Source organism: Bacillus cereus group sp. BfR-BA-01349, from assembly GCF_022663795.1.
GTDB classification, from domain to species: domain Bacteria; phylum Bacillota; class Bacilli; order Bacillales; family Bacillaceae_G; genus Bacillus_A; species Bacillus_A cereus.
In genome coordinates, this window is the sequence record NZ_JAKUGE010000019.1 from 16,234 (window position 1) to 32,532 (window position 16,299).

Sequence of the window (16,299 nt, forward strand, 5' to 3'; positions counted from 1 at the left end):
TTTGACTATCGACGTAAGCCAAGCTTTGTGATTAATTCACGGTAACGTGTGATATCGCTATTACGAAGGTAAGTTAGTAAGTTACGACGTTTACCAACCATCTTTAATAGACCACGACGTGAATGATGATCTTTCTTGTGAGTACGTAAGTGCTCGTTTAGAGTGTTAATTTGCTCCGTTAGGACAGCAATTTGAACCTCTGGAGAACCAGTATCAGTCTCATGAGTTCTAAATTGTGCAATGATTTCATTTTTACGCTCTTGTGTTAAAGCCATCCTATTTCACCTCCTATTAATTAAACCCCCAATTACCTAGCAAGCGTCGGTGAGTCGCAATGCCAAGCAATGGTTGTCATAAAGTACATAACATAGAATACTACTTTTCATTTGAAAAAGCAAGTATATTCTTTTCGCTCACAAAATATTCTTGGGCTGTTTTCTTATCTTTTGCGATTTGTTCAACTAACTCATCAATACCGTTGAATTTCTTTTCTGCTCTTATACGCATATGCCACTCTACTGTAACATTTTGATCGTATATATCTTTGTTAAATTCAAATAAATGCACTTCAATTGATAATTGACGCTCATCTTCTTTAAAAGTCGGTTTATATCCAATATTACATACACCATCGTACCATTCATCGTGAACTTTTAATCTCACTGCATAAACACCTACAGGTGGCAATAAATACTCATCACTTAAACCTACATTAGCTGTTGGAAAACCAATTTGACGTCCACGTTTGTCGCCGTGTATAACTGTTCCCGCTACAGTATAGGCTCTACCTAAAATAGATGGAATTTGCTCCATTTCGCCATTTCGAATTAACTTTCGTAATGCTGTAGAACTTACTTTCTCTTCTTGAAATTCAACTTTTTCAATCACAGTCTGTGTAAACTCCCCTCTTGCATGAAATGGTAAAGTCTCCATCTTTCCTTTTCCTAAACGTCCATATGAATAATCAAACCCTGCTACTACATGCTTTACATTTAAACCAATAATATAATCATCTACAAATTGTTGCGGTAATAACCCTGCAAATGATTCATCAAATTTAATTACATATAATATATCGATTCCTAAGCTTTCGACTATTTTTTCTTTATCGCGCATCGGTGTAATATACTCCACATGCGCATCCTTTTTTCCTAAAACAACAGATGGATGAGGATGAAATGTCATAACTGCACTTTTATATCCTCGGTCGTCCGCTATTTTTTTCGCAGTTCGAATTACACATTGATGTCCTAAATGAATGCCATCAAAAAATCCTAATGCCATTACAGTAGGTGGTAATTCTAATTTATTTTGTTCATGTGGATGAGTTAAATGAATAAGTTTCACGCTTGAATTCACCTTTTTCTGTAATAATCCTTCCAATAATTCATTATAGCTTTAGTTCTTGATTATTCACAAGTACTTTCATCGGCTTTAACATACCAGGATGTTTCGGATGATGTTCATAAATTGCTAAGCAACGATCATTTTTATCAAACACTGTAATAAATGGTGCTGTTATTTCTAATTCATTTTTTAAGAACATACCATTCTTTATTTTCTCTGCTTGCTTTTCATCTACAACCATTTTTGGAAACTTACTTAATGCTTCATCAATTGAAATGAAGATAGACTCTACTGTTCCATTTTGCACGTTTTCTTCAATTTCTTCAAATGATATGCAATCTTCTAATAAAAATTCACCAGATGCCGTTCTTATAAGGTGCGACATATGTGATGGGAAACCAAGTTTTTCCCCGATCATTACAGCTAACGTTCTTACATATGTTCCTTTACTACACGTTACACGGAAACGGAATGAAATATTTTCTCCTTCAAAAACTTCACGATCATCAAGTAATATGAATTCATGAATTGTAATTGTACGAACTGGACGTTCCACCTCTTGCCCTGCTCTTGCATATTCGTATAATTTTTTCCCGTTTACTTTTACAGCCGAGAACATTGGTGGCATTTGTTCAATCGTGCCTGTTAATTCCGCAAGGACTTTCTCTACTTCCTTACGAGTAATAGTACGATCTACATTTTTCGTTTCAACAACCTCACCAGAAGCATCTTCAGTTGTCGTTGAAAACCCTAATGTTACTTCACCTTCATATGTTTTCGTTTCACTTGTTAAAAATTGTGCAATTTTCGTTGCTCTTCCAACGCAAATTGGTAATACTCCTGTTACATCAGGGTCTAATGTTCCCGTATGACCAATTCTCTTTTCTCGCAATATCTTTCTTAATTTAAATACACAATCATGTGATGTCATGCCTTTTGGCTTATGTAATAATACTACACCTTCCATATATGTTCACCTCATCATAATTCTCTCGTAGTAAATATCCAAAACTTATTTTGCATTGAAAAAATGGATAGACAAATGTCTATCCATTATTCTTCACGTTTACCGTCTTTATTAATTTCATGTAAAAGTGTATCAATTCGATGACCATATCCGATAGACTCATCAAACTCAAAGGTAATTTCTGGTGTTTTACGAAGACGAATACGTTGGCCAATTTCTGAACGAATAAAGCCTTTTGCCTTCGCTAAACCTTTTAAAGTATTTTCTTTCTGTTCTTCATCACCTAAAACAGAAATATATACTTTAGCAATTTGTAAATCACCACTCACTTGTACATCAGTTACTGTAACAAATCCAATACGTGGGTCTTTAATTTTACGACTGATAATGTCGCCTAATTCTTTTTTCATTTGCTCGCCCACACGGTTCGCACGTAATTTCATAACTCTTCACCTCATTCAATACCATTCCAAATGTGTTATTGTACGTTCAATTTCAGGAAATGAATCGATGTACTCAAGTACACGATTCATTTCTTTCTCACAGATAACACGATTTGAGGATACGGAAACAATTGCAATTTCTGTACGTTGCCATACATCTTGGTGCCCAACTTCAGAAACAGCTACATTATAGCGCTGTTTTACACGAGTTAACACACGTTGTAAAATTGCACGTTTCTCTTTTAAAGAATGCACATCGTAAATCATACACTCGAATGAGAGTGAAGCGATAATCATCGCTTCACTTCTTCCATAATGTACGCTTCAATGATGTCCCCTTCTTTAAGATCATTATATCTCTCAATTGTAATACCACACTCATAGTTTTGTGCAACTTCTTTTACGTCGTCTTTGAAACGTTTTAACGTATCAAGTTGTCCTTCGAAAATTACTACGCCGTCACGGATAATACGTACGCCACTATCACGCGTAATTTTACCGTCTGTTACGTAACAACCTGCGATTGTTCCAACTTTTGTTACTTTAAACGTTTGACGAACTTCTGCTTGACCGATTACTTTTTCTTCGAATTCTGGATCAAGCATACCTTGCATAGCTGCTTCAATCTCTTCGATTACTTTATAAATAATACGGTGTAAACGAATATCAACGTTCTCTAATTCAGCTGTACGCTTCGCGTTCACATCTGGACGTACGTTAAATCCAATTACAATTGCATTAGATGCAGAAGCTAAAATGATATCAGATTCTGTAATCGCACCTACACCAGTGTGAATGATTTTAACTTTTACGCCTTCAACATCAATTTTACGAAGTGATGCTGCCATCGCTTCAACAGAACCTTGTACGTCTGCTTTTACGATTAAGTTAATTTCTTTTACATCGCCCTCTTGGATTTGTTGGAATAAATCTTCAAGGCTTAATTTAGATTTCTCACCACGTTGTGCAACTAACGCTTCTTGTGCACGTGATTCACCAATTTGACGAGCTTTCTTCTCATCAGCAAATGCCATGAAACGATCTCCAGCCTGTGGTACTTCGTTTAAACCAGTAATTTCAACAGGAGTTGATGGACCAGCAACTTTTACACGACGACCAATATCACTTACCATTGCACGAACACGTCCGAATGAAGTTCCAACAACGATTGGATCTCCAACTCGAAGCGTACCATTTTGAACAAGTAATGTCGCGATAGTTCCTTTACCTTTATCAAGCTGTGCTTCGATTACTGTACCAGTTGCATAGCGGTTTGGATTTGCTTTATATTCTTCTACTTCACTTACAAGAAGGATCATTTCTAGTAAGTTGTCAATGCCTTCGCCTTGAATTGCAGAAATTGGTACGAAAATAGTATCTCCGCCCCAAGCTTCTGGAACTAATTCATATTCAGTTAGTTCTTGCATTACGCGATCAGGGTTTGCAGCTGGTTTATCCATTTTATTCACAGCAACAATAATTGGTACTCCTGCTGCCTTCGCATGGTTAATTGCTTCAACCGTTTGTGGCATAACACCGTCATCCGCTGCAACAACAAGGATTGTAATATCCGTTACTTGTGCCCCACGAGCACGCATCGTTGTAAATGCTGCGTGACCAGGTGTATCTAAGAATGTAATCTTCTTATCGTTTACTTCAACTTGATATGCACCGATATGCTGAGTAATTCCACCCGCTTCGCCTGCAGTTACTTTTGAGTTACGAATAGAATCCAGTAATGTTGTTTTACCATGGTCAACGTGTCCCATGATTGTAACTACAGCTGGACGTTCTTTTAAGTTCTCTTCATCATCTTGCTCATCAATGAATGTTTCAAACTCAGTCTCGCTTACAATTACTTCTTCTTCTACTTCAATACCGTAGTCGTTAGCAATTAACTCAATTGTATCTTTATCCAAGTCTTGGTTAATTGTTGCCATAATTCCAAGCATGAAGAGCTTCTTAATAATTTCAGATGGCTCTTTGCTTAATTTTTTAGCAAGATCTCCTACTGTAAGGCTTCCAGAGAAAGTAATTTTATCTGGTGTTTCTACAATTTGAGTTTGTTGTCTACCAGCAAAGTTCTCTTGACGTTTGTCTTCGTTTCCTTTGCCTTTTTTCTTTTTCTTATTGCTGTTCTTTTTACTGCGAACAACTTTTTCTTCTACTTCAAACTCATCTGCAACAGAAGGTTTTTCAGTTTGATATTCATTATCTAATTTATTTACTACTTCATCGTCTAACATTGTCATATGATTCGAAACCTCGATATTCATTTCTTTTAGTTTTGTCATAAGATCTTTACTTGAGATATTATGTTTTTTTGCATATTCATGCACTCGAATTTTACTCATACCTTCACCCCCGGTAATTTGTATCGAGCATGCTACGCAGCTTTTTCGCAAAGCCTACATCTAACACAGCTACAACGACTCGCTCATCTCTCCCAATCGCATGCCCTAATTGTTGTCGATTTTCGACCTTTCTCATTGGTACGTTGTAGTACGTAGTTTTATCTGTGATGCGTTTTGTAGTATTTACTGACGCATCTTCAGATAGCAATACAAGTTTTGCTTTGCCACTTCGTACTTCTTTTAAAACGAGTTCTTCACCCGAAATAATTTTCCGAGCCCGGTTTGCTAGTCCTAAAAACGATTTCCAATCGGACACTTATTTCGACTCCTTCTCAACAAGCTCAAGAAGCTCTTCATATAAAGAACCGTCGATTTTCGCTTTTAGATGATGTTCCAAAACATTTTTCTTTTGAGCTTGAAGAATGCTCTCCTTGTCCTTCGACAAGTAAGCACCTCGTCCTGATTTTTTCCCAGTTAAATCAATGGACACTTCTCCCTCTTTGGAACGAACAATGCGAACGAGCTCTCGTTTTGATTTCATTTCTTGCGTTGCAACACATTTTCGTAACGGAACTTTTCGATTGCTCATACTCATCACCTCTATTCGATTTCGTCTTCCACTGAATCGAATCCAAATGCGATTACCCTATCTTCTTCTGTTACAATACCAAGTTGTTTCGCATCAGACTCACTCTTAATATCAATTTTCCAGCCTGTTAATTTAGCTGCAAGACGTGCATTTTGTCCACGCTTACCGATAGCTAATGATAACTGGTGGTCTGGAACAACTACTGTTGTCGCTTTTTCTTCTTCATCTACAAGTACTTTAACAACTTGTGATGGGCTTAATGCATTTGCAACATATTCAACTGGATCATTTGACCAGCGGACGATGTCAATTTTTTCACCTTTTAATTCGTCTACAATGCGTTGTACACGTTGCCCTTTTGGTCCTACACAAGATCCAACTGGATCAACATCAGTGTTCTCTGCATATACAGAGATCTTAGAGCGATCGCCAGCTTCACGTGCTACAGAACGAATTTCTACAGTTCCATCATAGATTTCAGGAACTTCCATTTCGAATAAACGTTTTAAAAGACCAGGATGTGTACGTGATACGTAAATTTGTGGTCCTTTTGTCGTTTTTTCTACTTTCGTAATGAATACGCGAATACGATCATGTGGTTTGTATTGCTCATTAGGCATTTGCTCACTTACAGGTAATAAAGCTTCTACTTTTCCTAAGCTTACATAGATGAAACGAGCATCTTGACGTTGTACAATACCTACCATAATATCTTCTTCACGGTCACTAAACTCAGAGTAAATAACACCGCGCTCTGCTTCACGCACTCGTTGTGTGACAACTTGTTTTGCAGTTTGTGCTGCAATACGACCAAAGTCTTTTGGTGTTACTTCAATTTCTAGTACGTCACCATCTTGGTAGTTTGGATTAATTTGTCTTGCTTCCTCTACAGAAATTTCAAGACGTGGATCAAACACATTGTCTACTACGTCTTTACGTGCTAAAACTTGAATTGTTCCCACTTCTGGGTTAAAGCTCACACGAACGTTTTGTGCTTGATTAAAATTGCGCTTATAAGCAGAGATTAAAGCTGCTTCAATCGCATCAATAATAATGTCTTTGCTAATGCCTTTTTCAGATTCTAATACGAGCAAAGCATCTAATAACTCAGTGCTCATGAAGATCCCCCTTCTAACTAAAACGTAACAGCAAGTCGCGCATTTGCGACTTTATCCATCGAAATTTGGATTTCTTTTTTACGTGTTTTAATTGTTAATAATAATGTTATTGTTGTACCATCGTAAGAAAGCAGTTTTCCTTCAAACATCTTTTCACCATCAATCGGCTCATATGTTTTAATTGCCACTTGTTTTCCTACCGCTTGCTGGAAGTCTTTTTCTTTCTTTAATGGGCGTTCCGCTCCAGGAGATGATACATCCAAAAAGTAAAGATGAGGAATTGGATCCTCTTTATCTAAAGCTTCGCTTAAACGTTCACTTACCGCACCGCATTCTTCAATGTCGACTCCCTTTTCAGAATCGATGAATACGCGTAAGAACCAGTCTTGTCCTTCTTTCACATACTCTACATCTACAAGTTCAAGATTTAACTCTTCAACGATCGGCTGCGCAAATGCTTCTACAACTTCTGTGACTTTCTTATCCATAAACAGCCTCCTTCCTGCCGTCATGTACCATTTAAAAGAAGAAGACCCCGCCACTTTAAAAACGGTCTATCTTATTCTTTCTCGTTAGCTAACAAAAGCCCCTGCTGTTCAGCAGGGATTATCTGTCTTAGTATTACCAAATTTAAGAAGTAAAACTTGTAACAAAATATGTATATACGACAGAAATCTTTTACCTATCTACGTAGAGAAAACATAGATAGTAACACGAAAGAGTGGGTTTCCCCACTCTTTTCTTTACACAATATACATGACATGGTTATCTCGGTTAATAGTATATCATAGGAAATGTTGATTTGCAAAGACTTTTCCTACCTACTAGAACAGTGATAACTGGTTTTGATCCGGTAAATCTCCTAAACAACCTTGACTATCTAAATACTCAATAATTGTTTTCGAGACCTTACTACGCTGCTGCAAGTCCTCTTTTGATAAGAAGTCTCCATTTTTACGTGCTTCCACAATACTTAAAGCTGCGTTTGTACCAAGACCAGGTACCGCATTAAATGGAGGAATTAATGTGTCTCCATCAATAATAAATTCTGTTGCATGTGAGCGGTATAAATCCACCTTTTGGAATGAGTATCCTCGCTCACACATTTCAAGTGTCATTTCTAGTACTGTTAATAAACTTTTCTCTTTCGGCGCTGCATCCAATCCTTTTTGAGCAATTTCATCAATTCTTGCACGTATAGATGCTGAACCTTTCGCCATTGCCTCTACATCAAAATCATCTGCACGAACTGTAAAATATGCGGCATAGAATAACAGTGCAAAATGTACTTTAAAATATGCGATACGTACAGCCATAAGTACGTAAGCAGCCGCATGGGCTTTAGGGAACATGTATTTAATCTTCTTACATGAATCAATATACCAACCTGGTACATTATTATTTTTCATGTCTTCTTCCCATTCTTCCGGTACACCTTTACCTTTACGAACCGACTCCATGATTTTGAAGGCTAATGATGGATCTAGACCTTGATAGATTAAATATACCATGATGTCATCACGACAACCGATAACTTCGCTCAGCGTACATGTACCGTTATAAATTAACTCGTTTGCATTACCAAGCCATACGTCAGTACCATGTGATAGTCCAGAAATTTGGACTAACTCTGAGAATGTCGTCGGTTTTGTCTCTTCTAACATCTGTCTTACGAATTTTGTACCAAACTCTGGTATACCAAGTGTACCTGTTTTACAGTTAATTTGCTCTTCTGTTACCCCTAACGATTCTGGACCAGAGAAAATTTTCATTACTTCTGGATCATCCGTTGGGATTGTTTTCGGATCAATACCACTTAAATCTTGTAACATACGAATAACGGTCGGATCATCGTGTCCTAGTATATCAAGTTTTAATAAATTATCATGAATCGAGTGGAAATCAAAATGCGTTGTTCTCCATTCAGCACCAATTGAATCAGCTGGGTACTGTATTGGTGAGAAATCAAAGATATCCATGTAATCTGGCACAACGATAATACCGCCTGGATGCTGTCCTGTTGTACGTTTTACACCGGTACACCCTGCTACTAAGCGATCAATCTCTGCATTTCGAATCGTTAAGTTATGATCATTTGCATAACCTTTTACATATCCGTAAGCAGTTTTTTCCGCAACTGTACCAATCGTTCCTGCACGATATACATAGTCTTCACCGAACAGTACTTTCGTATAGTTATGGGCACGTGGTTGGTATTCCCCGGAGAAGTTCAAATCGATATCGGGCACCTTATCTCCTTTAAATCCAAGGAACGTTTCGAAAGGAATGTCATGTCCATCTTTTACATATGGAATATTACAAGCAGGACATTCTTTATCTGGTAAGTCAAAACCAGAACCTACAGAACCATCATTAAAGAATTCTGATTGCTTACACTTCGGACATACATAGTGTGGTGGTAATGGGTTTACTTCTGTAATTTCCATCATCGTTGCAACAAATGATGACCCTACCGATCCACGCGAACCTACTAGATATCCGTCTACTAACGATTTTTTCACAAGCTTATGTGAAATTAAATAAATTACGGCGAATCCATGCCCAATAATACTTTTTAATTCTTTTTCTAAACGTGCTTCTACAATTTCCGGTAGCTCTTCACCATAAATGCTACGCGCCATTTTATAACTCATATCACGCGTTTCATCATCAGCACCTTCAATTTTCGGTGTGTATAGATCGTCTTTTACTGGATGCACATCACCAATTAATGACGCAATCTTTTGTGTATTTGTTACAACAACTTCTTTCGCTTTGTCTTCACCTAAGAATGAAAAACATTCTAACATTTCATCAGTTGTACGGAAATGTACTGGCGGTAATGAATGTCGATTTAACGGATTGGCTCCGCCCTGCGAACTGACTAAAATTTTACGATACATCGCATCCTCAGGGTCTAAATAATGCACGTTTCCTGTAGCAACAACTGGTTTATCTAACGTCTCACCTAGTTTTACTAAGTTAGAAATAATTGTTTTTAATTGACCTTCGTCTCGAACAAGCTCACGTTCTACTAAATGACGCAACACCTCTGGAGGCATTACTTCAATGTAATCATAGAACTGGGCAATTTCTTCTACCTCTTCAGGTGCCTTTTGCATCATTGCCTCGAACACTTCACCTTTATCACAAGCCGTTCCTACTAAAATCCCTTCACGATATTTTTTTAATAGTGATCTCGGCACACGTGGTACACGGTAAAAGTAATTAAGGTGAGAATATGAAACAAGTTTATATAAATTTTTCAATCCAACATCTGATGTGGCAAGTAACGTCATATGACTTGGACGGCCACGCTTATACGCCTCCCCTTGTCCCATGCTATCATTTAATTGGTCGTGATATTCAAATCCCTTTTCAATTACGTCTTTCAACATTTTCACAAGTAAATATCCCGTCGCTTCTGTATCATAAATCGCACGGTGATGTTGTGTTAATTCAATATCAAGTTTTTTACACATCGTATTTAATCGATGATTTTTCATTTCTGGGAATAAAAATCGTGCAAGTTCTAACGTATCAATAACTGGATTATTCGTTTTTTCTAGTCCAGCCTTTTTAAAACCTACGTTAATAAAGCCCATATCAAAGCTCGCGTTATGGGCAACAAGTGTATGGTCGCCCATCCATTCCTCAAACTTTTTAAACACTTCGTCCACTTCAGGTGCATCAGTTAACATATCATCCGTAATACCTGTCAATTCAATAATCGTCGCTGATAATGGTTGATGTGGATTTGCGAAAGATTCAAAGCGATCAATAATTTCGCCACCCTTTACTTTTACGGCAGCCAACTCAATGACTGTATCGTATACAGCTGATAAACCTGTCGTCTCAACGTCGAAAACAACATACGTTTCCTCTGCAAGTAAACGATGCGCTTCGTTATACGCTATCGGTACACCATCATTAACTAGATTTGCTTCTACACCATATATAACTTTAACACCAGCCTTCTTCCCTGCAGAGTACGCCTCTGGGAAGGACTGAGCCACGGCATGATCTGTAACCGCAATAGCCTCATGTCCCCATTTACCAGCTTGAGCAACAAGCTTAGAAACTGGAGTGACAGCGTCCATTTGACTCATCGGAGTATGGAGATGCAGCTCTACTCGTTTTTCGCCTTCTGGTGCTTTATCTTTACGAGACGGTCCTGTTATTTCATTAATATCATTTGCAATCATTACTAAATCTCGAACGAATGTATCATTTTGAACAGAACCACGCGCTTTCACCCACATTCCTTTTTTCAAGGATTGCAGCATTGGAATATCTTCTTTGTCACGTGAGAACATTTTGATCATAATAGAATCCGTATAATCCGTTATTTTTAAAGTTAATAACGTACGCCCACTACGAAGCTCTTTTGTTTCTACATGGAAGACATATCCTTGAACCGTTTTTCTTCTTTCTTCATCTTGAATTTCTCGCATCGGTGTAATCTCTTCATCTGGCTTAATAAGATACCCGAGTGTAATCGGTCCTTCATACACAACGCTGCTTTCTTCAGCTTGCTTCTTCGCCATTTCTTCCATAGCTTGTATAACACGCTCACGGTCTTCTTGCTGCGTTTGTTCACGAAACTTTTGCATTTCTTCTGTATTTTGCTGTATATGTGTGTCTAACTGAAAACGCGGGAATCCAAAAACTTCGTATTGATCCCCTACTGGTTTCGCAACGTTTTTCTTTAAAGCCGTAGACTCCAGCTCGTTATTTACATTTATTAGCAACTTCACTCCATTCACCTGTGGAAGCTGCTTCTTTAAGTATGCGAACATAGGTGAAAATGTAATTCGTTCCGTACAAAGCGGCCAATACGCCCTCACTTCTTCTTCTGTAAATTGTTTATTCTCTGTTTCTAATGCAAATGTTGTTCTTGCAATATGAGAAAATGATTGCTTAAGCTTTGTTTCTAGCAATTCATATAATTCTGTAGGCAAAATACGTGGCACTTGTAAATCAAAATGCCAACTTTTATTCGCTTTATCAATAACGAGCCTTTCAATACCACCGCCTTGTAAATATTGATTTATAAGGTCGTCTGGTATTTGCAACTGCTGGAGCAAAATTTGAAATCGCTCTTGTTGTTCATTTGTTAAAGACATAAGCACTCTCCTTCCATTTGCTATTATAAATTGAAACGTACCACAAAGAAAGATTTCTCACCTCTTCTTTTACAAAATACGTTTACAAAGAAAGAGAAGGTACCCCATTACGAGGTACCTCTTCTTATTTTAAAATATTTGCAATATATGTTTGAAGTTCTTCTACTTTTACTTCTTCAGACTCACCTGTAGCACGTACTTTCACTTCTACAATACCTTCGTCTGCTTTTTTACCAACTGTAACACGAACTGGAAGACCGAATAAATCTGCATCTGCAAATTTAACACCTGCACGTTCTGCACGATCGTCTAATAACACTTCATAGCCTTGTTCTTGTAATGAGTTGTAGATATTTTCACCCATTTCACGTTGTGCATCAGATTTCATATTTACTGGAATTACATGCACATGGAACGGTGCTACCGCTTTTGGCCAAACTAAGCCGTTCTCATCGTTAAATTGCTCTGCAATTGCTGCTACTGTACGAGATACACCGATACCGTAACAACCCATAATAAGTGGTTGTGTTTTTCCATTTTCATCTAGGAATGTTGCGTTCATTGCTTCACTATAACGAGTTCCTAATTTGAATACATGACCAACTTCAATTCCGCGTGCGAAAAGAATTGTTCCGTTTCCATCTGGAGATTGGTCTCCTTCTTGAATAAAGCGTAAATCTGTATATTGACTTACTTTAAAGTCACGTTCTGGATTTACATTTACATAATGGAACCCTTCTTCATTCGCTCCTGAACATCCGTTAACAATTGATGCTACAGCGTGATCAGCAATAATTTCGATATCACCTGTTACATTAATCGGTCCTAATGAACCAACTTCACAATTTAATAATGCTTTTACTTCTTCATGAGAAGCAAGCTCAACAACTGAAGCGCCGTATACATTTTTCACTTTCACATCGTTTACTTCGTGATCACCACGAACAAGTACAACTACTAATTTCTCATCTACTTTAAACACCATAGACTTAATGCACTTGTCAGCTGCAATGTTTAAGAATGCAGATACTTCTTCAATTGCTTTTTGGTCTGGTGTTGCTACTTTTTCAAGTGCTTTTTCTGCTTCGTCACTCTTCGTATACGTAGCTACAACAGGAGCCATTTCGATGTTTGCTGCATAATCAGATGTGTCAGAGTATGCAATTGTATCTTCACCAACATCAGATAATACCATAAATTCATGTGTATCTTTTCCGCCCATTGCTCCAGAATCAGCAATAACTGCACGGAAATTCAAGCCACAGCGAGCAAAAATGTTAGAGTATGCTTTATATAAGCGATCGTATACTTCATCTAAGCTCTCTTGTGTAGCATGGAAAGAGTATGCATCTTTCATTAGAAACTCTCTTCCACGTAATAAGCCGAAACGAGGTCTTTGCTCATCACGGAATTTTGTTTGAATTTGGTATAATGTTAACGGTAATTTTTTATATGATTTCACTTCATCACGCACAAGATCCGTAATTACTTCCTCATGTGTCGCTCCTAATGCGAATTCACGAGCGTTACGATCTTTCATACGCATTAATTCAGATCCGTAAGAATACCAACGACCTGATTCTTGCCATAATTCTGCAGCTTGCATAGCTGGCATTAATAATTCTACAGCTCCTGCGCGCTCCATTTCTTCTCGAACGATACGTTCTACTTTGTGTAATACTTTTAATCCAAATGGTAGAAAGCTATAAATACCAGAAGCATTTTGACGCATAAAACCTGCACGAAGTAATAGCTGATGACTCTTAATTTCAGCATCAGCTGGAACTTCACGTAATGTAGGACTGAATACCATACTTTGTTTCATTTATTTGCACCTCTTCATTTTACTCTTACACGCAGTAAAACCCCTCACCTCGAGTTAGGTGAGGGATTTTATTCTACGAGCTCTATTTCATTATAAGTTTCACTTTATTTTACAAGAAAAACTTACGAATGTCATTCCAAGTTACAACTAACATAAGTAACATTAATAATGCAAAACCAATAAAGTGAACCATTCCTTCTTTTTGGCGATCAATTGGTTTCCCTCGTAACGCTTCAATTAAGAAGAAGAATAAACGGCCACCATCTAAAGCAGGAACTGGTAATAAATTAAATAAACCAAGATTAATGCTTAGAACTGCAGCTAAACTTAGTACACGCGTAAACCCATAATCTACAACTTGATCTGTTAGATTATAAATTCCTACTGGACCTGACAACTCATTAATAGAAAATTGACCAGTTACTAATTTCACAAGAGACTCAAAAATTAGTTTCGTCCATTGGTACGTTTGTTCAAAACCTGATTTAATAGAACCCATCACTGTTTTCTCTACAGGAGAATAAACACCGATCCTACCAACTTCGTCTTTTCCTTCTTTATCGAGTGTTGGCGTTACTTTCACATTAAACTGTTCATTATCACGCTTTACTTGTAACGTAATTTCTTTATTTGGGTTTTCACGTACAATAGTAACAACATCTTTCCATGTACTTGTGTTTTTCCCATCAATAGCTTGAATTGTATCATTCTCTTTCAATCCAGCTTGCTGTGCTGCACTGTTATCCATCACTTTTCCGACCATTGGTTTGTCAATAGGGACCCCTTGTACAAATCCAAGAATCACAAAAATAACAAATGCTAAAATGAAGTTCATTGCAGGACCCGCAAAGATTGTTAAAGCGCGTTGCCCTAGTTTTTTCGAGCCAAATTGTCTATTATACGGGGCAATTTGAATTTCTTCCCCCGCAGTAATAATACGAGCCTTTTCATTCACTCGGAATGTTTGAAGCTCTTCCTCGTACTCTTCATAGCCCGAAATTGTTAAATTATGCTCCAAATCAGCTTGTTCGACTTCAATAACACGAACATTTGGATACTTTTCATATCCATCAAAAACTAATTTCACAACTTCGTCTTTTTCATTTAATACAAGGCCAACCTTTTTCCCAGGCTTTAACTCAACTGTGTCCGCATCCTCGCCAGCCATTCTTACATAGCCACCAAGGGGCAGTAATCGAATCGTATACACCGTTTCATTCTTTTCAAATGAGAATATTTTCGGACCAAAACCAATCGCAAACTCGCGGCATAAAATACCTGCTCTTTTTGCGAAATATAGATGCCCTAGCTCATGGAAAAATACGAGTGCACCGAAAATTAATATAAAGGCAATCGCTGTATTCAATTCCATAACCACCTTTGCTAAATTTGTTCCATCACAAACCGTCTTGTGGCCGCATCAATTTCCAAAATTTCCTCTAAGTTCGGTCGTGCAATGACATTGTGATGGTTCATTGCTTTTTCAATGAGGTCTTCCACTGTTAAGAAATCAATTCTCTTTTGTAAAAAGGCTTCAACAGCTACTTCATTCGCTGCGTTCATTACAGCTGGCATACTTCCACCTGCTTTTCCAGCTTCATACGCAAAACGTAAACAACGGAATCGTTCTTGGTCCATTTTCTCAAAATGCAACGCCCCTATTTCCCATAAGTTTAACTGTTTTGTGTCTGAAAGAGGCAATCTATCAGGATATGTAAGTGCGTATTGAATTGGTACTCGCATATCAGGTGAACCAAGCTGCGCCATTACACTACGATCTTCAAATTCAACCATAGAATGGATAATACTTTCTTTATGTAAAACAACATCGATTTGCTCATAAGGGATACCAAAAAGCCAATGTGCTTCAATTACTTCTAGTCCCTTATTCATCATTGTAGCAGAATCAATTGTAATTTTCGAACCCATTGACCAGTTTGGATGTCGAAGCGCATCTTCTACGGTCACACGATGCAATTCATCCCTCGTTTTATCGCGGAAACTTCCACCAGAAGCCGTTATAATAAGACGAGAAATTCTTTTTTCATTTTCACCATTCAAGCATTGAAAAATAGCCGAATGTTCACTATCAACTGGAAGTAACGAAACATTATGTTTTCGTGCTGCTTCCATTACAAGATGTCCTGCAGTTACTAACGTTTCTTTATTTGCAATTCCAATTGTTTTTTTCGCCTCAATTGCACGAAGTGTTGGTAACAACCCTACGCTACCTACAACAGCATTTACTACAATCTCCGCATCTGGATGTAATGCTACTTCTAAAAGTCCTTCACTACCATATACAATTTTTGTATTACCAGAAACAGATTGTAATTTTAAAACATCTTCCTCTCTTTGCACAGAGACGATTTGCGGAGAAAATTCTTGAATTACCTTTACTGCGTAGTCAATATTTTTCCCTACAGAAAAAGCAACGAGACGGAATTGGTCTGGGTGCGAGCGTAATACATCTAAAGTTTGTGTACCAATTGATCCGCTTGCACCTAATAAACTAATGTTTTTCATGACT

General features: G+C 37.6%; 14 protein-coding genes. All 14 read right to left on the reverse strand.

The genetic code is table 11. The features are described 5' to 3' along the window. Positions 1 to 5 precede the first annotated feature (5 nt). A complete protein-coding gene (gene rpsO / locus MR169_RS12485) occupies positions 6 to 275 on the reverse strand; it encodes a 30S ribosomal protein S15 (RefSeq protein WP_001229392.1) in 270 nt (89 codons plus the stop codon). A 100-nt stretch (positions 276 to 375) separates the two neighbouring features. Further along, complete coding sequence (gene ribF / locus MR169_RS12490; protein ID WP_000766702.1) at positions 376 to 1,347, reverse strand: bifunctional riboflavin kinase/FAD synthetase; 972 nt, start codon at positions 1,345 to 1,347, stop codon at positions 376 to 378. Positions 1,348 to 1,390: 43 nt separating this feature from the next. Then, positions 1,391 to 2,314 (reverse strand): tRNA pseudouridine(55) synthase TruB, encoded by a 924-nt coding sequence (truB, locus tag MR169_RS12495; protein ID WP_000399348.1) that lies wholly within the window; start codon positions 2,312 to 2,314, stop codon positions 1,391 to 1,393. Between the two features lie 86 nt (positions 2,315 to 2,400). Beyond that, the gene (gene rbfA, locus MR169_RS12500) at positions 2,401 to 2,757 is read right to left on the reverse strand and encodes a 30S ribosome-binding factor RbfA (protein WP_000776437.1); all 357 of its coding nucleotides are present in this window, start codon (positions 2,755 to 2,757) and stop codon (positions 2,401 to 2,403) included. A 15-nt stretch (positions 2,758 to 2,772) separates the two neighbouring features. Beyond that, complete coding sequence (locus tag MR169_RS12505) at positions 2,773 to 3,054, reverse strand: DUF503 domain-containing protein (RefSeq protein ID WP_000582363.1); 282 nt, start codon at positions 3,052 to 3,054, stop codon at positions 2,773 to 2,775. Beyond that, a complete protein-coding gene (gene infB / locus MR169_RS12510) occupies positions 3,051 to 5,111 on the reverse strand; it encodes a translation initiation factor IF-2 (protein WP_000036343.1) in 2,061 nt (686 codons plus the stop codon). Before infB ends, MR169_RS12505 begins: the two co-directional genes overlap by 4 nt. A gap of 4 nt (positions 5,112 to 5,115) precedes the next feature. Beyond that, complete coding sequence (locus MR169_RS12515; RefSeq protein WP_001286524.1) at positions 5,116 to 5,427, reverse strand: YlxQ family RNA-binding protein; 312 nt, start codon at positions 5,425 to 5,427, stop codon at positions 5,116 to 5,118. After that, on the reverse strand, positions 5,428 to 5,700 hold the full coding sequence (gene rnpM / locus MR169_RS12520) for an RNase P modulator RnpM (protein WP_000071127.1): 273 nt from the start codon (positions 5,698 to 5,700) through the stop codon (positions 5,428 to 5,430). 11 nt (positions 5,701 to 5,711) lie between these two features. Next, positions 5,712 to 6,818 carry a transcription termination factor NusA gene (nusA, locus tag MR169_RS12525; protein ID WP_000102603.1) on the reverse strand — a complete coding sequence of 369 codons (1,107 nt, stop codon included), beginning with the start codon at positions 6,816 to 6,818 and terminating at the stop codon, positions 5,712 to 5,714. A 17-nt stretch (positions 6,819 to 6,835) separates the two neighbouring features. Beyond that, complete coding sequence (gene rimP / locus MR169_RS12530; RefSeq protein WP_000359096.1) at positions 6,836 to 7,306, reverse strand: ribosome maturation factor RimP; 471 nt, start codon at positions 7,304 to 7,306, stop codon at positions 6,836 to 6,838. 336 nt (positions 7,307 to 7,642) lie between these two features. Next, positions 7,643 to 11,944 carry a PolC-type DNA polymerase III gene (locus MR169_RS12535; protein WP_242319473.1) on the reverse strand — a complete coding sequence of 1,434 codons (4,302 nt, stop codon included), beginning with the start codon at positions 11,942 to 11,944 and terminating at the stop codon, positions 7,643 to 7,645. 124 nt (positions 11,945 to 12,068) lie between these two features. Beyond that, positions 12,069 to 13,769: a proline--tRNA ligase gene (locus tag MR169_RS12540; protein WP_000814299.1), complete on the reverse strand. Its 1,701-nt coding sequence runs from the start codon at positions 13,767 to 13,769 to the stop codon at positions 12,069 to 12,071. Between the two features lie 109 nt (positions 13,770 to 13,878). Then, the gene (gene rseP, locus MR169_RS12545; RefSeq protein WP_001090243.1) at positions 13,879 to 15,135 is read right to left on the reverse strand and encodes an RIP metalloprotease RseP; all 1,257 of its coding nucleotides are present in this window, start codon (positions 15,133 to 15,135) and stop codon (positions 13,879 to 13,881) included. A 17-nt stretch (positions 15,136 to 15,152) separates the two neighbouring features. Then, on the reverse strand, positions 15,153 to 16,295 hold the full coding sequence (dxr, locus tag MR169_RS12550) for a 1-deoxy-D-xylulose-5-phosphate reductoisomerase (RefSeq protein WP_242319474.1): 1,143 nt from the start codon (positions 16,293 to 16,295) through the stop codon (positions 15,153 to 15,155). Positions 16,296 to 16,299: the final 4 nt, after the last annotated feature.